General features: G+C 66.4%; 17 protein-coding genes. 10 read left to right on the forward strand and 7 right to left on the reverse strand.

The genetic code is table 11. The features are described 5' to 3' along the window. Nucleotides 1–186 precede the first annotated feature (186 nt). The 6 genes from ASG86_RS09360 to ASG86_RS09385 all read right to left on the reverse strand — a co-directional run bounded on the left by ASG86_RS09360 (nt 187) and on the right by ASG86_RS09385 (nt 6,638). Entirely contained in the window at nt 187–1,146 is a 960-nt protein-coding gene (locus ASG86_RS09360) for a glutaminase (RefSeq protein ID WP_056333010.1), read from the reverse strand. Beyond that, on the reverse strand, nt 1,143–2,741 hold the full coding sequence (locus ASG86_RS09365; protein WP_056333013.1) for a PucR family transcriptional regulator: 1,599 nt from the start codon (nt 2,739–2,741) through the stop codon (nt 1,143–1,145). Before ASG86_RS09365 ends, ASG86_RS09360 begins: the two co-directional genes overlap by 4 nt. A 222-nt stretch (nt 2,742–2,963) precedes the next feature. Further along, a complete protein-coding gene (locus ASG86_RS09370; protein ID WP_056333016.1) occupies nt 2,964–3,725 on the reverse strand; it encodes a maleylpyruvate isomerase family mycothiol-dependent enzyme in 762 nt (253 codons plus the stop codon). Continuing rightward, nucleotides 3,725–4,570 carry a fumarylacetoacetate hydrolase family protein gene (locus ASG86_RS09375; protein WP_056333020.1) on the reverse strand — a complete coding sequence of 282 codons (846 nt, stop codon included), beginning with the start codon at nt 4,568–4,570 and terminating at the stop codon, nt 3,725–3,727. Before ASG86_RS09375 ends, ASG86_RS09370 begins: the two co-directional genes overlap by 1 nt. Continuing rightward, complete coding sequence (locus ASG86_RS09380; protein ID WP_056333023.1) at nt 4,570–5,712, reverse strand: cupin domain-containing protein; 1,143 nt, start codon at nt 5,710–5,712, stop codon at nt 4,570–4,572. Before ASG86_RS09380 ends, ASG86_RS09375 begins: the two co-directional genes overlap by 1 nt. A gap of 119 nt (nt 5,713–5,831) precedes the next feature. Then, nucleotides 5,832–6,638 (reverse strand): IclR family transcriptional regulator, encoded by an 807-nt coding sequence (locus ASG86_RS09385; protein ID WP_056333026.1) that lies wholly within the window; start codon nt 6,636–6,638, stop codon nt 5,832–5,834. 48 nt (nt 6,639–6,686) lie between these two features. On the opposite strand from ASG86_RS09385, the gene ASG86_RS09390 reads away from it, so the two are divergent. Next, nucleotides 6,687–7,982 (forward strand): MFS transporter, encoded by a 1,296-nt coding sequence (locus ASG86_RS09390; protein WP_056333028.1) that lies wholly within the window; start codon nt 6,687–6,689, stop codon nt 7,980–7,982. Then, nucleotides 7,975–9,222: an FAD-dependent oxidoreductase gene (locus tag ASG86_RS09395; protein WP_056333031.1), complete on the forward strand. Its 1,248-nt coding sequence runs from the start codon at nt 7,975–7,977 to the stop codon at nt 9,220–9,222. The genes ASG86_RS09390 and ASG86_RS09395 overlap by 8 nt, the downstream gene beginning before the upstream one ends. 254 nt (nt 9,223–9,476) lie before the next feature. Here the strand turns inward: ASG86_RS09395 and ASG86_RS09400 are convergent, their stop codons facing one another. Beyond that, nucleotides 9,477–10,529: a LacI family DNA-binding transcriptional regulator gene (locus ASG86_RS09400; RefSeq protein WP_056333073.1), complete on the reverse strand. Its 1,053-nt coding sequence runs from the start codon at nt 10,527–10,529 to the stop codon at nt 9,477–9,479. Nucleotides 10,530–10,746: 217 nt separating this feature from the next. Between ASG86_RS09400 and ASG86_RS09405 the strand changes: the two genes are divergently transcribed. Genes ASG86_RS09405 through ASG86_RS09440 form a run of 8 tightly spaced genes read left to right on the forward strand, consistent with a single transcriptional unit; the run spans nt 10,747 to nt 19,895 of the window. Then, a complete protein-coding gene (locus ASG86_RS09405; protein ID WP_200946230.1) occupies nt 10,747–12,108 on the forward strand; it encodes an ABC transporter substrate-binding protein in 1,362 nt (453 codons plus the stop codon). Between the two features lie 5 nt (nt 12,109–12,113). After that, on the forward strand, nt 12,114–13,124 hold the full coding sequence (locus ASG86_RS09410) for a carbohydrate ABC transporter permease (protein ID WP_056333037.1): 1,011 nt from the start codon (nt 12,114–12,116) through the stop codon (nt 13,122–13,124). Then, on the forward strand, nt 13,121–14,044 hold the full coding sequence (locus ASG86_RS09415) for a carbohydrate ABC transporter permease (RefSeq protein WP_056333038.1): 924 nt from the start codon (nt 13,121–13,123) through the stop codon (nt 14,042–14,044). The genes ASG86_RS09410 and ASG86_RS09415 overlap by 4 nt, the downstream gene beginning before the upstream one ends. Nucleotides 14,045–14,046: 2 nt before the next feature. Next, nucleotides 14,047–14,895, forward strand: a complete 849-nt coding sequence (locus ASG86_RS09420) for a sugar phosphate isomerase/epimerase family protein (protein WP_056333041.1) — start codon at nt 14,047–14,049, stop codon at nt 14,893–14,895. Next, complete coding sequence (locus tag ASG86_RS09425) at nt 14,892–16,055, forward strand: Gfo/Idh/MocA family protein (RefSeq protein WP_056333044.1); 1,164 nt, start codon at nt 14,892–14,894, stop codon at nt 16,053–16,055. Before ASG86_RS09420 ends, ASG86_RS09425 begins: the two co-directional genes overlap by 4 nt. 4 nt (nt 16,056–16,059) lie before the next feature. Continuing rightward, on the forward strand, nt 16,060–16,965 hold the full coding sequence (locus tag ASG86_RS09430; RefSeq protein ID WP_056333046.1) for a sugar phosphate isomerase/epimerase family protein: 906 nt from the start codon (nt 16,060–16,062) through the stop codon (nt 16,963–16,965). A 3-nt stretch (nt 16,966–16,968) separates the two neighbouring features. Continuing rightward, the gene (gene uxaC, locus ASG86_RS09435; RefSeq protein ID WP_056333051.1) at nt 16,969–18,372 is read left to right on the forward strand and encodes a glucuronate isomerase; all 1,404 of its coding nucleotides are present in this window, start codon (nt 16,969–16,971) and stop codon (nt 18,370–18,372) included. Continuing rightward, complete coding sequence (locus ASG86_RS09440) at nt 18,369–19,895, forward strand: mannitol dehydrogenase family protein (RefSeq protein ID WP_082566739.1); 1,527 nt, start codon at nt 18,369–18,371, stop codon at nt 19,893–19,895. Before uxaC ends, ASG86_RS09440 begins: the two co-directional genes overlap by 4 nt. Nucleotides 19,896–19,920: the final 25 nt, after the last annotated feature.

Genomic DNA, 19,920 nt, shown 5'->3' on the forward strand with positions numbered 1-19,920 from the left:
GCGATCATCTGGATCTGCCGGGGCTTGAGGTTCTTGTGGTAACCCTTGTCCTCCGCGTGCAGGGAGGTCTCGGACGCATGCGCGTGACCACCATCAATAATGTGGTCGAAACCAACCTCGTCATTGGGGTTGTTGGGCATGGGTATTTCCTTTCGATCCGGGGGAGATCTGATGGGGTGGGAAAATCTAGAAAACGGACCAGCCGGTGCGGTCCGAGAGGTCGGCAAGGGCTGCCGTGCCGGCGAGGGAATTGCCTTTGGCATCCAGGCGGGGGCTCCACACACAGATGGCGCACTGGCCCGGCACGATGACCAGGATTCCGCCGCCCACCCCGCTCTTGCCGGGCAGGCCCACGCGGTAGGCGAATTCACCGGCAGCGTCATACATGCCGCAGGTCAGCATGATGGAGCCCACCCGCTTGGCCTCGCTGGGCGGCAACACCGTCCCGGAGGCCCCCTGGCCGTCATTGGCAAGGAACAGGCCGGCCTTGGCCAGCTCGGTGCAGGTCATCATGATGGAACACTGGCGGACATAGTTTTCCACCACTGATTCCGCCGGCCGGGTGAGGTTTCCGAAGTCCTTCAGGAAGTGGGCCAGGGCCAGGTTGCGGCTGCTGCCGGCCAGTTCGCCGGCAGCGGCGGCCTCGTCAATGAACGGTCCTGGCTGTCCCTGCTTTCCTGTGCGGGCCTGCTGGCCGGCCTGTTCGGTGAGGAACCGCAGGAGGTGCGCGGCGGCGTCGGGCGTCTGTTCCATCAGGTGGTCGGTGACCACCAGTGCGCCGGCGTTGATGAAGGGGTTGCGCGGGATGCCGTGTTCGGCTTCGAGCTGGACCAGGGAGTTGAAGGCGGTTCCCGACGGCTCGCGCAGCACCCGTGACCACAGGCGGGGTGATCCGCCGCCCTGCAGCGCCATGGCCAGCGTGAACACCTTGGAGATGCTCTGGATGGAGAACGGGACGTCAGCGTCGCCGGAGCAAAAGACGTCACCGGTGGTGGTGGCGACGGCGATTCCAAACCGGTCGAAGGGGACCTTGGCCAGGAAGGGGATGTTGCGGGGCACTGCACCCGTTTCCTTCCGCGGCCGGTGATACCGGACGATGTCCTCAAGGAGGACGTCCAGGGGTGGTGCACCGAGCGTTGTGGTCATTTCCTGCCTGAAGTGTCGTAGGAGGTGGAGGCCCACTCCTGGAGGTGGAGCAGTGCCACCAGGGAGTCCCTGGGACTGCTGAAGTTGAGGCCGGTCACCCGGGTGGCTTTCGCCACCCGGTAGTACACGGTGTTCTTGTGCAGGTTCATCTGCCGGGCGCACTCGGCGACGTCGAAGGACGCGTCGAAATACGCGCGCAGGGTTTCGGCGAGCTCCGCATCTTCCTGGAGGAGTGTTGCCAGGCTGCGGTGGCGGAAGGGTGAAGAGTGGAAGTTCCGGGCCGCCTCGCGGTAGAGGATCTCGGCTTCGAAATCACCTACCGAGGCAACCGTGCCGGATTCCGCGGTGCCCACGCAGGCCAGCAGCGCCTCCGTAATCCGGGTCACCGTGTGGAGGGACAGCAGGTCCGGCGCCAGGGGGCCGACGGCTGCGAACGGATTGATGCCGAGGTGTTTGCCGGCATCCCGGACGATCGCTTCGGCCAGCGACCGCAGCCCAGATTCCGCCGTGCTTGACTGCAGGTCGGGCACGATGATGGCGGTGTCACCGTTGAACTGGCCCACGACGGCGGTGGGCTTGTATGCGGCTGCGTGGATGGAGGCGAGGTTGGCAAGTTCCCCGTGCTTGAGTCCGGCGTCGTCGGCGCGCGAGTCGGCGTCGGACATGCCGATGAGGATGAGGGCGGCGGGACGTTCCGAAGGGATTTTCCCGCTGTGCGCGCTGGCGGCGGCCTCGGCGGGGCCGGACAGGATCCGGACGATCCGGTCCTCCCGCATATGGACGGACTGCTGGTTGCGGTAGCGGATCAGTTCGGCGGAAACGCGTGCCGCGGAGCCGGTCAGGACGTATTCAACATCCGGACCAAAGCCGGCGCCGGTCTCCTGGAGCCAGATGTAGCCCATGATCCGTTCGCCTGCGAAGAGTGCGATGGCAACCCGTTCCCGCAGCCCGTCCTGGGGCCGTGCGGGGACGCGGACCGGCTGCCGGGTACGGTGGAGTTCCCGGTAGGCGCCCAGGTCCTTGAGCAGCAGTTCATACTTGCGGGGGCCGCGGCGGGCCAGGATGGACGCCTTCCGGAGTTCATCGATGTCGTTGGTGACGGTGGAGTAGGCCAGGACCTTGTTGGCCGCATCCTCTATGAGCACATGGCTGGACGTGAGCCGCGCCGTGGTCTGGGCGATGGCGAACAGGTCTTCCTCAAGCAGCGTCAACACTTCGCTCTGGTAGCTGCGCGGCTGGATCCGGTCCTTGGCAATGGAGAGGAGGCGGTCCCAGTCTGCCGCCGGGTCCACCAGCAGCAGACCTGACCCGGCTGCGCGGAGGAGTTCCTCCGCTTCTGCGAGGTCTTCACGCTGGCCCTTCAGGGCGACCACCGGGGGCGGGTCCTTCAGGAGGCGACGGAGGGCAGGCAGCGCGGACCTGCCACGGACCCCGATGAGCAGCACAAATGCTTTGGCGGCCTCGATTGCTTCGTCGTCGGCGTCGACAATCAGGAACCGTTCGATGGCCGGCGCCGAAGGGGCAGGCCGGAGGATAAGGCTGGCGAAGCCAAGGGGGAGATCCGCGAGGATGTCATCCACCGTAACCGCGGCCATGGGTTGTCCTTTTGCGTTGATCCCACCGGACGGCTCTGTCCGGTCACTTCATGCTATCCAGCGTCGTGATGTGAGTTCATGGAATCCGTTCCAAGTTCAAGGACCCATTTTTGGTTTCCAGCCCGAGGCGAAGGCTGCCCATGGTCCGGAATGACCTGCTGTAACGCCGAAAGGCGGGCCAGCCCATGCTGGCCCGCCTTTGGTGCGGTCTATGTGTTCCCGTCAGATCCAGGCCGGTGCCGGTGGCGCCGGGGTGACCAATCCGCCGTCGCGCTGTGACGTGGTTCCGTCCGTGCCCCGTCCGGTGGCCCACTGCGCGATGGCCGGCAGGGAACCCGAAACCACGGTGGGCGACGCGGCCGCCGTCGTGTCGCCGTACGTAAGCGGCGAGGCCTGGCCGGTGACCTCGACAACCAGGTCCTTGTCCGTCCCGCGGGCGTGCCAGGCGCCGGTGATGTCCTTGAGCAGCCGTTCCAGGACGGGCGCGGGGATGTCCTTGAAGGTCGCCCCGTTATCCAGGTCCACGGCGTGCACCCACACCTCGCGGGTGCGCATCCATACGGTTTCTTCCGCCGGCACTGTCCTGCCCTGGACGGTTTTGACCTTGTGATGCCAGGAATCAGCAGGCAGGTCCCGCCATTCCACGTTGAGGTGCACGGCGGAGTGGTCGAACAGGTTCCGCAGGGCGATGGGGCTCAGCGTGGCGCCGAAGTCGATCTCGTGGTTGCGGACCTCAACGGAGGGATACATGGGCGTTTCCACACCGGTGGCCGCCCACTCCACGAGGCGCGCGATGGCCCGGGCGTTGTAGCCCACGTGGGCTACAACGTGGCGGCGGCTCCAGCCCGGCAGCAGCGAGTCCCCGTCGAGGTCCGCGTCCGGAAGCTCGTTGAGCTTGCGGGCAAAGAACGCGGTGCCGCGCCGGGCCTGCAGCAGCCTGTCGAGCAGGACGGGATCGGTGGTCTGGTCGCGCCGGGCAACCATCAGGCTTCCTTGACCACGCGGTTCGTCAGTTGGCCCAGGCCCTCGATGGTGGTCACCAGGACCTGGCCCTCCTGCAGGTAGCGCTTGGGGTCCTGGGCGTGGCCCACCCCGCCGGGGGTGCCTGTGGCAATGACGTCGCCGGGGTTGAGGGTGATGATCGTGGAGATGTAGGAGACCAGGAATTCCGGGGTGAACACCAGGTCCGAGGTGGGAGTGCTCTGCTGGATTTCACCGTCCACGGCCGAGGTCATCAGCGGTCCGGCGGTGAATTCATCCTTGGTGACCAGGGCGGGGCCGAACGGGGTGGACTTCTCCCAGGTCTTGCCCTGCAGCCACTGGATGGTTCGGAACTGGTAGTCGCGCATGGACACGTCATTCAGAACTGCATAGCCGGCGATGTGTCCGGCGGCCTCCGCCTCGGGGATCCGGCGGCCGGCCTTGCCGATCACGACGGCGAGTTCCGCTTCCCAGTCCACGGTGTCCGATTCCTGCGGCAGCGCGAGGTCGTCGTTGGGGCCGATCAGGGATTCGGCGTACTTGGCGAACAGGGTGGGGTGCTCGGGGACTTCGCGGCCCATCTCCTTGATGTGGTTGCGGTAGTTGTGGCCCACGCAGATGATCTTGCCGGGGGAGGGCACGACGGCGGCGAGGTCGGCGCCGTCCAAGGGGTGCGTTGCGCCGTGGGCTTCCTTGGCCGTGGTTTCCCAGGTGGGGTCCTTCAGCAGGGCCCCGACGTCGGAGAAGCCCGGAATCTCGGTGAGGGTGTCACCGTCCTGGCGGACCGCCGTCGTGCTCTTGCCGTTACCTGTGTCTCCGGAATTCAGGCGGAGGGTGAGGAGTTTCATTACTTGGTGCGTCCTTCGCTGTAGGTGCGGTTGAAGTTAAGGCGCTCAAAGATGGGGGCGTCACTGAAACGGAACAAATCAAACTCCGTTTGTGAACCAGCGTCGGCCTGCAGGGACCAGGCGGCCCAGGACGGGACCACGAAGAGGTCGCCCTTGGCCAGGACCTTCGTTTCCCCGTTGAGGGTCACGGTGCCGGTGCCTTCGAAGACCTGCCAGACGCTTGAGCCCACCTCGCGGACGGTCTCGGTGCTGGCGCCGGCGCGCAGCCGGTGGAACTCCGCGCGGATGGTGGGCATCACGTCACCACCGGTGGTGGGGTTGGTGTACCGGACGGCGGCATGGCCCTGGGAGACCGTGGCGGGGTGGCCCTCGTCTTCCAGCAGCAGCTGTTCGCGCAGGGCGGCGTCGGTGTACTTCCACCGGTACGCGGCGATGGGGGAGTTGGTGGTGTCATCAAGCCCGGAGAGCGGGCGCAGGCCGGGATGGGCCCAGAGCCGCTCCGAACGGGAAATGTCCGGGGTGGCCTCATCGGTGACGCGCTCGGTGCCGAACTCGAAGAAGCCGGCGTCGGCGTAGTGCACGAACGGGATGTCCAGCCCGTCAATCCAGGCCATGGGCTCGTCGGTGTCGTTGTGGTGGCCGTGGAAGTTCCAGCCCGGGGTGAGCAGGAAGTCGCCGCGGGACATCCGGACGGGGTCGCCGTTCACCACGGTCCACACGCCCTCGCCTTCAACGACAAAGCGGAAGGCGTTCTGCGAGTGGCGGTGCTCCGGGGCGGTTTCGCGGCCGCCGAGATACTGGATGGCTGCCCACAGCGTGGGGGTGGCATAGGGGGTGCCGGCCAGGCCGGGGTTGGCCAGTGCGATGGCACGTCGTTCCCCGCCCCGGCCCACCGGCACCAGGTCGCCGGCGCGGGCGGCCAGGGGGTACAGGTCATTCCACCGCCAGACGTGCGGCACTGCCTTGGGGGACGGGACCATGGGCATCAGGTCCGCAATCTCCGTCCACAGCGGAATCAGGTTTTCCTTATCGAAATCCTGGTACAGCTGCTCAAGCTGGGCAGCCTCCTCGGGGGTGGGCTCGGGAACATGGTGTTCCTGTGCCACGGACTCGTGCGTTTGGTTTTCAGCGCTGATCGACACTGGCCTTCTCCTTGCGTGCGGACTGACTGCGACGTGGATTCGACCCTAGGGAAGATGTGCTGTGATCCCCAGCATATTCTGGCTGCCAGAATTCCTTCCCGCGCCGCTGTGGGCCCTGCTCAGGCGCCCTCTGCGCCGTCCGCCGGATTGGCGGCGATATCTATTTCCAGCTGGCGCCGCGTTTCCATCATCACGCCCACCAGTCCGGCATCGAACAGCGGCCGGAACCGTGCCACCGGAGTGGCCACGCTCAGGGCGCCCACCACCATGCCCTTGCCGTTGTGCAGGGCCATCCCGAAGGCACTGATGCCCTCCTCAGTGCCTTCGAAGTTGGCGGCAAACCCGTTCGCGCGCACGGACTCCAGCTCGCGCAGGAAGGCCGGGTACTCGGAGTCCGGGATGTGGTCGCCGCCCAGCTCGGCATTCGGGCTGCGGAACAGCTGCTCCAGGACAGCGGGATCCATTTCGGCCAGGATGGCTTTGCCACCCGAGGCCTTGTGCGCAGGGAGCAGGGTGCCCTGGCGGTCGCCGACGCGGAGGATGTTGGAGCTCTCCACCGTGTCCAGGAAGCGGACCTTGGTGCCCACCCTGATCATGAGGTTGACGGTCTCATTGGTGCGGGCGCACAGCAGTTCCATGTGCGGCCGCGAGATGTCCCGCAGCTTCCGGGTCCAACTGAAGCCTGCCGGGCCCGCGCCCATCGCCGGCCCGGGGACATACCGGCGGGTTTCGTCCTGCACCGCAAAACCGCGGTACACCAGCATGGCCAGGAGGCGGTGGGCGGTGGACGGCGCCACGTCCAGTTCCTCTGCAGCGTCCTTGAGTCGCAGGCTGCCAACGTCCCGCAGCAGCTGGAGGAGCTGCAGGGCGTTGTCCACCGCTTCAATGGAGTACGTGGGCTTCCGCCGGGCCGGAAGATTCTGCATGACAGAATCTTATGGGCGCGGCGCTATGACTGCCAGCACAGTGGTGGGATGAATCACACAACTTCCGCTGCAGCGCCGCAGCGCACGGCCGCCCCCGCTCCGGGCGCAGGCCTTTCCGGGTTCCCCCGGCGTTCCGTGCTCGCCGTCCTGGTGTGCTGGCTGCTGGTCGTTTTCGACGGCTATGACCTGATCGTCTACGGCACCGTCCAGGGCTCGCTCATCAACGACACCGGCTGGGGCCTCACCAAGGCCACGGCCGGAACCATCGGGTCCATGGCCTTCGTGGGCATGATGATCGGCGCGGTCTTCGCCGGCCGCATGTCCGATACCTGGGGCCGGCGGCGCACCATCATCGGCTGCGCCGTCGTCTTCTCCGTCTTCACCATCCTCTGCGCCTTCGCACCCAACGCACCGGTCTTCGGCGGCCTCCGCCTGCTGGCCGGCATCGGGCTGGGCGGCCTGGTGCCCTCAGCCAATGCCCTCGTGGCCGAACTGGTGCCGGAAAAATGGCGGTCCACCATCGCCACCCTGATGATGTCCGGCGTTCCCATTGGCGGCTCCATTGCCGCGCTGGTGGGCATCCCGCTGATTCCGGCCTTCGGCTGGCCCGTCATGTTCCTGGTCGCCGTCGTCGCACTGGTGGTGGTGATCCCGCTGGGCCTCCGCTACCTGCCGGAAACCCTGGCACCCAATTCTGTCGTGGCACCCGGAGGCAGTGCCGCCAGGTCACCGGTGGGATTCGGCTCACTGCTGCGCGCGCCCTACCTTGGCATCAGCGTCCTGTTTGCCATCGGCACCCTGGTGACCCTGTTCGCCTGGTACGGGCTGGGCACGTGGCTGCCCAACCTCATGCAGCTGGCCGGCTACAACCTTGGATCCGCCCTGACGTTCGCGCTGGCGCTCAATCTGGGCGCCGTGGCGGGCTCGGTGCTGACGGCTTGGGCGGGGACCCGGTTCGGACCCATCCCCACGGCCATTGCGGCAGCGGCCGTTGCCGCGGTCGCCCTGATGGTCCTGGTGACCGGGCCGCCCGTTGCCGTCGTCTATTTCATGCTGGTGCTTGCCGGTGTGGGGACGCACGGCACCCAGTGCCTGATCATCGCCGCCGTGGCCAGCCACTACCCGGCACACCTCCGCGGTACCGCCCTCGGCTGGGCGCTCGGCGTGGGCCGGATCGGCGCCGTCGCAGCCCCCCAGGCCGGTGGGCTCCTGCTCGCAGCGGGCCTGGGCGTCAATTCAAACTTCCTGGCCTTTGCCGGAGCAGCCGCCGCGGCAGCAGTCCTGATCGCGGCAGTCGGCGTCAAAATCAAGAAATCAACAGCAGTAGGAGTTTCCAATGTCTAACGTCAAAGAGTCCACCGACGTCCTCGTCGTGGGCGGCGGCATGGCCGGACTCGCCGGAGCCCTGGCGCTCCGCGAAAACGGCGCCGATGTCACCCTGGTTGAAGTGGCGCCGGCCTTCGGTGAAGTGGGTGCCGGCCTGCAGATGGCCCCCAACGCTTCCCGCGTCCTCAAGCGCTGGGGCCTGCTGGAGAAGGCGCTGGAAATCGGCGTCCAGCCCAAGCACCTGGTGTTCCGTGACGCTGTCACCGGCGAGGAACTGACCCGCCAGACCCTGGGCGGGGAGTTCGAGGAACGCTACGGCGCCCCCTATGTGGTCATCCACCGCAGCGACCTGCACCGGATCCTGCTGGAGGCCTGCCAGGAAGCCGGCGTCACCCTGGTGAACGACGTCCTGGTGCAGAAGGTGGAAAGCGACGGCGACCGGGCCCGCGCCTACACCGCCAAGGGCGAGGTCTTCGAAGCCGACGCCATCCTGGCAGCTGACGGGCTGAAGTCCACCCTCCGCGGCACGGTTGCCAACGACGGTCCGGTGAACTCGGCCTACGTGGCGTACCGCGGGACGGTGCCCATCACGGAGGAGACCCCGGCCGCGGACCTGGAGGACGTCATTGTCTACCTGGGCCCGGACTGCCACCTGGTCCAGTACCCGCTGCGGAAGGGCCAGCTGCTCAACACCGTGGCAGTGTTCAAGTCCCCGTCATTCGAACGCGGCGAAGAGCAGTACGGCGGCGTGGACGAACTCGAAGCAGCCTACAAGGACTGCGTCCCTGCTGTTCAGGAAGCCCTGAAGAACCTGGCCACCGGAATCCGCTGGCCCATGTACGACCGCAATCCCATCGAGAACTGGGTTTCCGGCCGCATGGCCCTCATCGGCGACGCTGCCCATCCCATGCTGCAGTACCTGGCCCAGGGTGCCTGCCAGGCCCTGGAGGACGCAGCCGTGCTCCAGGACGTGGCGCGCGACAAGGTTTTCACCTCCGAGGGGATCGACGCCGGTGCCTGGGAGGCTGCGTTCCGCGAGTTCAACGAAACCCGCGCAGCGCGGACGGCCCGTGTGCAGCGGACGGCCCGGATCTGGGGCGAGTCCTGGCACGTGGACGGCGTGGCCCGCGTCCTGCGGAACATGCTGTTCAAGAGCCGCGGTGACAATAACTTCCAGTACAACGATTGGCTGTACGGCCGCGGTGAGCCCGGCGTTCCGGCGGAGGTTCCGGCCGGCGCCAAGCTGGTGGAAGCCTAGGCACCGCTTTCCCAGGGCGGGCGTACGACGGCGGGTGGCTCCCGCCGTCGTACGCCCGCCTTTGGTGTGGACCGGGTAACACAATCCATTGCTCCGTACCTGTCGTTTTGGCCGCTGAAAACGGCAGGTGGGCCCACACCGCAGGGTTCCCTGGCCGAGCTTGCGAGGTTAGGGTGCCGGTGGGGAGCAGTGGATTCTGTTAGTGGGGGCGGGGCCTGTGGGGAGCAGTGGATTCGTCTAGTGGGGGGCGGGGCCTAGTGGGGGGCGGGGCCAGTGGAGTCGCGGATGGTCAGGTGGGTGGGCATGACGGCGAGCTGCCGGCTGGCACTTCCGGACAGTGGGTTGAGCTGCGCCAGCAGCATGGACACCGCCACCCTGCCCGCCTGCTCGATGGGACTGGAGATGGTGGTCAGGGGCGGGTTGCAGAAGTCGGCGCCGAAGATGTCGTCAGAGCCGATAATGCTGATGTCGGCGGGCACTCGGATACCGCGCGCTTGCAGCCGCTGGAGCATGCCGATCGCCAGCAGGTCATTGAAGACGATGCAGGCCGTGGCACCCGTCCTCACTGCCGCGTCCGCCGCGGCGGCCCCTGACGTCGTCTTCGGGGTGTAGGGCCCAATCCGGTGGACCTCCATGCCCCGCCTTGTGGCATCGTCCTCGAAGACCTTCCACCGCATCTGGTTCGACCATGAGGTGGGCGGCCCGGCGACGTAGCAGACTTTGTGGTGTCCCAGGGAGGCGAGGTGCTCCAGGGCCTGGATGATGGCGGAGGGCGTATCAATCATCACAGTGGGGGCGCTGGTGGAAGCCCGGTTGAAGGTGACCAGGGGCTGGGTCCGCGAGACCTCCGCCAGTTGGGCGTCCGTCAGGCGCGAGGCGGCAAGGATAAAACCATCCGCGGACTTGCGCATCTTGTGCAGCGCATCCAGTTCCATCTCGCTGGACTCCTCGGTGTCCACCAGGAGTTGGGTCACGCCGGCGGCCTTGAGCTGGTGCTGGGTGCCACGGATGATGTCGAAGTAGAACGGGTTGGTGATGTCAGGCACCAGCACGGCTACCGCGTTGGTCCGCCCGGAGCTGAGCCCGCGTGCCTGCGAACTCGGCACGTAGTTCAGTTCCGCTGCCGCCTCCTCGATCCGTATCCGGGTGCGCGGGTTGACGCGGTCGGGCCGGGCGAGGGCGCGTGACACGGTGGACGTCGCCACCCCGGCGAGCTCGGCAACATCGCGGATAGTGGGCGGGCGGTCCCGTCCTGCATCCCGTTTTGGTGCGTCCCTGGCGGTCCCTGTAGTCCCTGAATCAGCCATGGCAGTGGGCCTTTCCTTGCTGGCTGGACCAACCGCCATCCCCAGTTTCCTGCCGGCGTGCCCTGTCTTTTACTGCATCCATCTCAGCACTTATGGCAACTTTTGGCAACCGCTTGCCACATGCTTGCCATCTTCCTAGACTGGCTTTCGAGTCGCCTGCAGTGATTTCCGCCACAGGACGGATGTGGCCATGTGGGTGTCCTAGAGGAGAAAAACAATGAGGTTTAAATCGACTACTGGGCTTGCGGCGATTGTTACGGCTGCAGCACTCGCCCTGACCGGTTGCGGTTCAGGTTCCGGGACCGGCGGGGGAGGTTCCACGAATGCGGACGGCAAAGTGGACGGGACGGGCAAGACCCTCAACGTCCTGGTCGGCGTCCTGAGCCAGTACCCCGAACAGCAGAAGCAGTGGCAGAGCGATATCGCTGCCAAGTTCAAGGCTGAAACCGGGGCCGACGTGAAGTTCGAAACCTTCGCTTCGGCCAACGATGAACTCACCAGGATCCAGACCTCCGTGGTCTCCGGGCAGGGCCCTGACGTCTACGGGCTCGGCACCACCTTCACCCCCACGGCCTACGCCACCAAGGCATTCGTCACCCTCTCTGATGACGACTGGAAGAAAGTTGGCGGCAAGGACCGCTTCAACCAGGCCGCACTCGGAATCTCCGGACCGGACAAGGACCACCTGGCCGGCATTCCCTTCGTCAGCCGTCCGTTCGTGATGGCCTACAACAAGGACATCCTCGCGGCCGCAGGAATCGACAAGCCTGCAACCAGCTGGGATGAACTTGCCGCCCAGGCCAAGAAGATGACCAAGGACGGCACGTACGGCATCGCCACCGGCTACAAGGACAACTTCGATCCCTGGAAGTTCATCTGGGCCATGTCGGTGCAGGCAGGCAACCCGCTGGTGGACGGCAACAAGCTGAAGATGGACGACCCCACCGTCAAGAAGGCCTACGAGACCTACTTCGGCTGGCTGACCAACGACAAGGTGGTGGACCCCGCCGCCGTGGGCTGGAGCAACAGCAACGCCGTGGCGGCCTTCGCCAGCGGCAAGGCCGGCTACCTGATGATGACCACGTCCAGCTCCATCCCCACCCTGGACAAGTCCGCCATTGCCGGCAAGTACGAATACACCCTGATGCCCACCATCGCGCCGGGTGAGACGCAGTCCAAGTCCGACGGCGACGCCGCCAGCATCCTCTCGGGTGACAACCTGGTGGTGGCTGACTACTCCAAGCAGAAGGACCTGGCTTTCGCCTACATCAAGCTGATCACCTCCAAGGACGAGCAGCTGAACTACCAGAAGATCTTCGGCGATCTTCCGGCCAACGCCGAAGCCCTGGCCAGCCTCACTGACGCCAAGCTCAAGCCGCTGGCTGAGGCTGCCGCAAAGTCCAAGGCCACCCCCTTCACCGGCGCCTGGGGCGACATCCAGCTCGGCCTCCTCAACGTCACCGTCCAGTCCGTCCCGGACCTGGCTGCGGGCAAGGTTGACGGGTCTGCCCTCGAACAAAGGATCAAGGACGCCCAGACCAAGGGCCAGGCTTCCCTGGACCGGGCCTCCAAAGGATAGTTCCAATGTCAACTGACGCCTCTCATGAAGTCCGGCCTGCGGTGGATTCCGCCGCAGGCCGGGCGGCCAGGACTGCCGATGCAGCCGGCCACAGCCCCGAGCACCACGGCGGTCCCCGCCGCAAAGGCCTGAGCGAACGCAACCGGCCGCTCTGGATGCTCATCCCCGGCGGGGCCCTGATGATCATCATCATCGTGGTCCCGCTCCTGCTGGGCATCTACATGTCCGCCCTGAACCTGGACCAGTACACCCTGCGGAAATGGATCAGCGCACCATTCATCGGAGTGGAGAACTTCGTTGAAGCGGTCACCAACTCGCCGCTGCTGCACGCAGTATGGCTCAGTGTCAGCTACTCGCTCCTGGCCATGGTGGTGACGCTGCCGCTGGGCATCGCCGCCGCCATCGCAACCCAGAACGCCTTCAAGGGCCGCGCCGTCATCCGGTCGGTCTTCCTCATCCCCTACGTCCTCCCGTCCTTCGTGGTGGCAACCGTCTGGCGGACCATCCTCCAGCCGGGCGGCATCATGGACGAGGCCCTGGCAACCGTGGGAATCCACGTTGGACTGTGGCTGAACGGGCCGCAGACCTTCTGGACGCTTGTCCTGGTCCAGATCTGGGCATCGTGGCCGTTCATCTACCTGCTGGCGCTGTCCGGCCTGCAGTCCGTGGACCACGAAGTGCATGAAGCCTCGGCCCTGGACGGCGCGCTGTGGTGGAACAAGCTGCGTTACGTGGTCTTCCCCTACCTGAAGGGCCCGCTGGCGCTGGCCTTCCTGATCGGCATGCTGCACCACATCAACAACTTCACCCTCCCGTACGTGCTGTTCGGCGTTCCGGCGCCGGCCGACGTCGAAGTCCTCCCCATCCTGACCTACGTCACCAGCTTCCAGAGCTTCCGCTTTGGCCTGAGCGCCGCCATGGCCTTCATCTCCCTGGTGCTGATCGCCATCCCGCTGTTCGTCTACCTCCGTGCCGTCAAGCTTGACGACGCCGAAACACCTGGAGCCAAGAAATGAGCACCACGACAGCCAGCCGGCAGCGTACGGCCACCTTCGAAGTCGACCGTCCGGGATCACACCGCCAGCATGAGGTGCTGCGGCTTCTGCCCACCCCCCTGCTGATCTTCGTCCTGGTCTTCCTGGGCGTCCTGGTCCTGACTCCTGTGCTGTACATCTTCCTGGCCTCCGTGAACTCGGATATCGGGGTGGCCAACGGGGAGTTCTGGCCGTCCACGGTCACGTTTGAGAACTACTCGAAGATCTGGACCAGCGTGGGCCTGGCCACCGGCTTGACCAACAGCGTCCTGGTGGCTGGTGCAACCGCGGTGGTTTCGGCGGCGATGTCCATTTCCACGGCGTTCGTCCTGGTCCGCTACAGCTTCCGGGGACGGCTGACCATCCTCCGCGGCCTGCTGGCACTGCAGTCCGTGCCCGGCACCCTCATGGTGCTGCCGGTCTTCGTCTTGTTTTCCTCGGCCTCGACCTATCTGGGTATCCAGGTCATCGGGACCCAGTGGGGCCTGTTCGTCACGTACCTGACGTTCGCCATGCCGTTCTCCACGTGGGTGATGGTGACCTACCTCCGCGGGCTCCCCAAGGAGCTTGAAGAGGCAGCAAGGATCGACGGCGCGTCCCACCTTGGCGTGCTGTTCCGGATCATCCTGCCGCTGAGCTGGCCCGGCATCGTTGTGTCGGGCATCTTCGCCTTCCTGCTTGGCTGGAACGACGTGCTGTTCGCCTCGGTGATGACCCGTCCGGAAAGCCAGACCGCCGCCGTCGCGCTTCAAATCTTCGGCGCTTCCCAGGAAGGCGGCGCCATTCCCTACTACGGCCAGATGATGGCGGCGGCGCTGGTGTGTGCCGCTCCCGTGGTCATTCTTTACCTGATTTTCCAGCGTTACCTAGTAGGCGGGCTGACCGCCGGAGGAGTTAAATAACCATGGTTTCGACCACCCAGGTCACGTGGCAGCTGTCAGGCTTCGGCGACGAGATCGACGACGACCCAGCGGTCCAGATAGCAGTGCTGCAGGCCCTCGGCGCCAACCACATCGAAGTCCGCAGCGCCTGGGGCACCAACATCGTGGACCTGAGCGACGAACAGCTCCAGGCCCTCAAATCCCTGCTGGCGGAAAAAGACATGAAGGTCTCCGCCATCGCTTCGCCTATCGGCAAGGTGGATGTCAGCCTGCCGGTGGAGCACGAGGTGGAGCGGCTGCGCCGGGCCGTGAACGCCGCCAAGGTCCTGGACGCCCGGTACATCCGCATCTTCTCCTTCTACTACGGGGAATCAGTGCAGGTGGACAGCATCCGCGACGCCGTCATGGAGCGCATGCGGGCGCTCGCCGATGTGGCAGAGGAAGCCGGCGTCATCCTCCTGCATGAAAACGAGAAGGACATTTTCGGTGACGTCCCCGACCGCGTCCTGGACATCATCGAGACCGTCAACTCGCCCGCGCTGAAGGTGGCGTGGGATGCCGCGAACTTCGTCCAGGTGGGTGTCAAGCCCTTTGACGAGGGGTACACGAAGCTGCGTCCGCACCTTGAGTACCTGCAGGTCAAGGACGCATTGTTCGAAAACGGCCATGTGGTGCCGGCCGGTGAAGGGGACGGGGACGTGCTCCGCACCGTGGAGGCACTCAAGGCGGACGGCTACCAGGGCTTCGCCTCCCTGGAGCCGCACCTCGCCGGTGCCCACGGGCTGGGCGGTTTCTCCGGCCCCACCGCCTTCGGCATCGCAGCACGCGCCTTCGCAAAAGTCACCGCAGAAGCAGGAGTCCAGACCGCATGAGCACCTTGAACGTAGCCATCACCGGATGCGGCGTCATTGGCCGCACCCATGCCGTAGCCCTCCAGGCATTTCCGGAGGTCCGGATCGTGGCGCTGGTGGATGCCATTCCGGCAGCATCGGAGTCCCTGGCGGACTTCATCGAAAAGAAGGGCGGGCCACGGCCGCCGCAGTTCACCACCCTGCAGGAAGCCTTTGCGGCGGAGGATATCGACCTCGTGGCGCTGGCAACCCCCAGCGGCCTGCATATCCAGCAGGGCCTGGAAGTCCTGGCTGCCGGGAAGCACGTGGTGATTGAAAAGCCCCTTGACGTTGACCTCACCCGGGCCCAGGAAATCGAAGCCGCGGCCAAGGAAGCGGCGGGCAAGGGGATTGTGGCCTCCGTCATCAGCCAGCACCGGTTTGACCAGTCAAGCGTGGCCGTTGCCGATGCCGTGGCCAAGGGGCGCTTCGGCCGGCTCACCTCCGCCATCGCTTCCGTTGCCTGGTGGCGCAGCCAGGGGTACTACGACTCCGGTGACTGGCGGGGCACCTGGTCCATGGACGGCGGTGGAGCCCTGATGAACCAGGGCGTCCACACCGTGGACCTGTTGCTGTGGTTCATGGGACGCCCCGTGGAGATCCATGCCCACACCGCCCGGCTCGCCCACGAACGTATTGAGGTGGAAGACACGGCCGTTGCCACCATCACCTTCGAAAACGGCGGCCTGGCCGTCCTGCACGCCACCACCGCCGCGTACCCCGGCCTGACGGTGCGCGTCCAGCTCATGGGATCCGAGGGATCCGCTGTGGTGGACAACGACCGGCTGCAGTACTTCCACAGCAAGGACGCCGGCGGAGAGTCCGCGGACATGGGCCTCCAGGGCGGCGGCAACCAGGCGGAAGAGGAACTGGCCAAGCACCCGGAGGAGGACTACAAGGCCGCGGATCCCACCGTGTATCCCGCCGGCCACGTCCGGCAGTACCGGGACATCCTGGCGGCCATCGCCGGAGGACGGCAGGCCGGCGTGACCGTCAGCGACGCCGTCAACGCGCTCGCCGCGGTACGCTCCGTCTACGTTTCGGCCACCCTCGGCCAGCCCGTCCTCTTCGACGACGTCCTGGCAGGCAAGTACAACGACCTTGAAGTCCGCACCGGCGGCACATCGGCAGAAAGCGCCTGAGGCTATGAAGTTTTCAGTATTTACCGCATCAACCCCCGAATGGACTCCCCAAGAAGCAGTTCAGCACCTGGCCGACCAGGGCTGGGACGGCGTGGAGTGGCGGATCACCGACCAGGCCGATGCCCCCGAGCCGGGATTCTGGGCCGGCAACAAGGCCACCGTCCCGCTCACCGGCATGGAAGACCACCTGGACCGCATCGCCGCCCTTACGTCCGGCGCCGGCCTTGAGTTCTCCGGCATCGGCGGATATGCCCGGTGCGACAACCATGGGGACGTTGACCGCATGCTGGCCGCCACCGCCAGGCTGGGCGCCGGCCAGGTCCGGGTGACCACACCGCCCCTGGGAACCGCGGCATGGGGAAACGAGCCTGCCAGCGGGACCCCCTACCCGGAGCTCTTTGCCAGCGCCCGCCGTGATTTCGAGTGGATCGTCGAACGGGCCGCCCACCATGGGGTGAAGGCCCTCGTGGAACTGCACCACCGCACCATCACGGCGTCGGCCTCGTCCGCGCTGCGGCTGCTGGACGGCCTGGATCCGCGGCACGTGGGCGTGATCCATGACCTGGGCAACCTGCTGATCGAGGGACAGGAGGACTACCTCCCCGCGTTCCAGCTCCTGGGCGATTACCTGGCCCACGTGCACGTGAAGAATGCGGCCTGGGTCAACAGCGGCGAAACCGACGAGTCCGGCGCCGCCGTCTTCCGGAATGAATGGGCTCCGCTGCGGTCAGGCCAGGGCAGCGTGCTGGAGTACTTCAAGGCGCTCGCGGCCCATGGCTATGACGGGTGGGTGACGGTGGAGGACTTCTCCACCGAACTCCCGCTGGCAGAACGGACGGCGGGTAACCTCGACTACCTCCGATCCACGGCGGCCCTGGCGGGGCTGTCCGTTCCTGCAGGGAGGCGTTGACCGATGGGAACGCCGATAGCGGACCACCCTGACCGGCTCCTGCCGGCCGATCCCGGTGTCCGGGACATCGCACGCTCGCTCTTCAAAACGGTGGAAGGGCTGCCCATAATTTCCCCGCACGGGCACGTGGACGCTGCCGTCATCGAGCGGAACACCCCTTTTCCCGATCCCGCCGCCCTGCTGGTCACGCCGGACCACTACGTCACCCGGCTGATCCACGCCGGCGGGGTGCCCATGGACCAGCTGGGACTGGGCGGCCAGGCCGCCGATTCGCGGCAGGTGTGGCGGCACTTCTGCGAGGCATGGCCTGCCTTTGAAGGGACGGCGTCCGGTTACTGGATCCGGCAGGAGTTCGCCCACGTGTTCGGGCTGGCAGAGGAGCCGTCCGCCGAGAACGCGGACCGGCTGTACGACGCCCTGCAGGCCAAGCTTTCGGAGCCGGGTTTCCGGCCGCGCGAGCTGTTCAAGGAATTCAACATCGAGGTGCTGGCCACCACGGACGATCCCTTGGACTCGCTGGACAGCCACGCGGTGCTGCGGGCCGATCCCGCGTTTGCCGCGCGTGTGCTGCCCACCTTCCGGCCCGACCAGTACCTGAACATGGCGCATCCGGCCTGGCAGGACAACGTGGAGCGCCTCATCAGTTCCGCCGGTGAGGGCGCGTCGGGGTACGCCGGGTACATCAGGGCACTGGAGGCCCGGCGCCGGCACTTCGTGGAACGCGGTGCAGTGTCCGCTGACCATGGCGTCTTCACGCCTGCCACGCTCAAGCTGGACGACGCCGAGGCGGAGCGGCTTTTTGAGCGGGGACGGGCGGGCCAGGCAAGTGCTGCTGACAGGGACGCCTTTGAAGCGCACATGATCTACCAGATGGCGCGGATGTCGGTGGAGGACGGCCTGGTGATGACCATCCACCCGGGCTCGTTCCGCAACCACCACACGCCTACGTTCGAGGCCTTCGGGGCCGACACCGGGCATGATATCCCGGTGGCGGTCAACTACACGGAGGCCGTGCGGCCGCTGCTGCAGGATTTCGGGACGGCAAAGGACTTCCACCTGGTCCTCTTCACCCTCGATGAGACCGTCTTTTCCCGTGAACTTGCCCCGCTGGCCGGTTTCTACCCGTCGGTGTACCTGGGGGCGCCGTGGTGGTTCCTGGACGCACCGGATGCCATGCTCCGCTTCCGGTCCGCGGTGACGGAGACAGCCGGGTTCTCCCGCTCCTCGGGCTTCATCGACGACACCCGGGCTTTTTGCTCCATTCCGGCCCGCCATGACACCGCCCGGCGGATTGAGGCCTCCTTCCTGGCCCGCCTGGTGGCTGAGCATCGGGTTACCGAAGAACGCGCCCACGAACTGATCGTGGACATTATCGACGCCTCGCCCCGGCGGGTGTTCAAGCTGTGAATGCGGCCCCGCCTGTCCCTGACCCTGCTCCTGCACCGGGTTCCGCTCCTGCCCTGGACCGGAGCCTGAAGCCGCTGCCCAAGGCCCCGGTGCGCATTGTCCACCTCGGTCTGGGGGCGTTCCACCGGTCCCACCAGGCCTGGTATACCCAGCACGCCCCGGACGCGGCTGAGTGGGGGATCGCGGCGTTCACCGGCCGCCGCCCGGACGCCGCGGAGGCACTCTCCGCCCAGGCCTGCCTCTACACGCTGGTGGAACGATCGGCAGGCGGGGACAGCTTCGAAGTCATCGGAAGCATCGTCGAGGCCATCGATGGTGCTGACGTCGCCCGGCTCTGCCGGTTCATCGCCGCCCCGGAAACGGCCGTGGTCACGCTGACCATCACCGAGGCCGCCTACGGCTTGGCGGCGGATGGAACGTTCGACGCCGACGCCCCGAGTGTGGCGGATGACCTCCGCGCGCTGTCGGCAGCGGCGGCCCCGGAGACTTCCATTACAAGGGAGACTTCCGCTTCCGGGGAGACTTCCGCGCCCCGCGGGACTGCTGCTTCCGGCGGGGCAAGGGTGCCCGGCACTCCTTTGGGGCGGCTGGTGCTGGCCCTCGCCAGGCGCCGGGACAGCGGCGCGGGACCGATCGCCGTCGTCAGCTGTGACAACCTGTCGGCCAACGGCGACGTTGCCCGCCGTGGCGTCCTGGGCATGGCCGCAGCATGGGGGCAGGACCTGGTGGAGTGGATCGGGGCGAATGTCAGCTTCGTGAGTACTTCCGTGGACCGGATTACCCCGCGGACCACCGACGCGGACATCGCGGAAGTGGCGGAGCAGTGCGGCTACCGCGATAGCTCGCCGGTGGTTGCCGAGCCGTTCCGGAACTGGGTGCTCAGCGGCGACTTCCCGGCCGGAAGGCCCCGCTGGGAGGATGCGGGCGCCGTGGTGGTTGATGATATCGAGCCCTACGAGAACCGGAAGCTGTGGCTGCTCAACGGGTCGCACTCCATCCTGGCCTATGCCGGGCAGTTGCGCGGGCACGCCACCGTGGCCGAGGCCCTGGCCGACCCACTGTGCCGGAAGGCGGTGGAGGATTTTTGGGACGAAGCCGCCAACCATCTGCGCTCTGAGGGCCTGGACATCCCCGGGTACCGGCAGGCACTGCTTGAGCGGTTCGGAAACGCCCGGATCGCCCACCGCCTGGCCCAGATCGCGGCGGACGGAACCACCAAGCTCCGCATGCGGGCCGTACCTGTCCTGGCAGCGGAACGCGCCGAAGGCCGCAGCGGTTCCGGTGCCGCCCTGATGCTCGCGGCGTGGATCGACTACGTGGCCACGGCAGGGGATTTCCAGGATCCGCTGGCACGGGAGATCCGGGCTGCCGATTCCCTTGACGGGGCCGGCAGGGTTGAAGCCTTGCTGCGCCTGGTCAATGCCGGCATCGCCGAGGACGCGGACATCGTGTCCCTGGTCCACCGGCTGTGCGGATCGTTCTCCGCAACAACTGCGGCCCCCGCCACCCCCACCCATACCTGACCCTGCTTTTTGAATCCCGCTTTCT

It is taken from the genome of Arthrobacter sp. Soil764, from assembly GCF_001428075.1.
Taxonomy (GTDB): Bacteria; Actinomycetota; Actinomycetes; order Actinomycetales; family Micrococcaceae; genus Arthrobacter.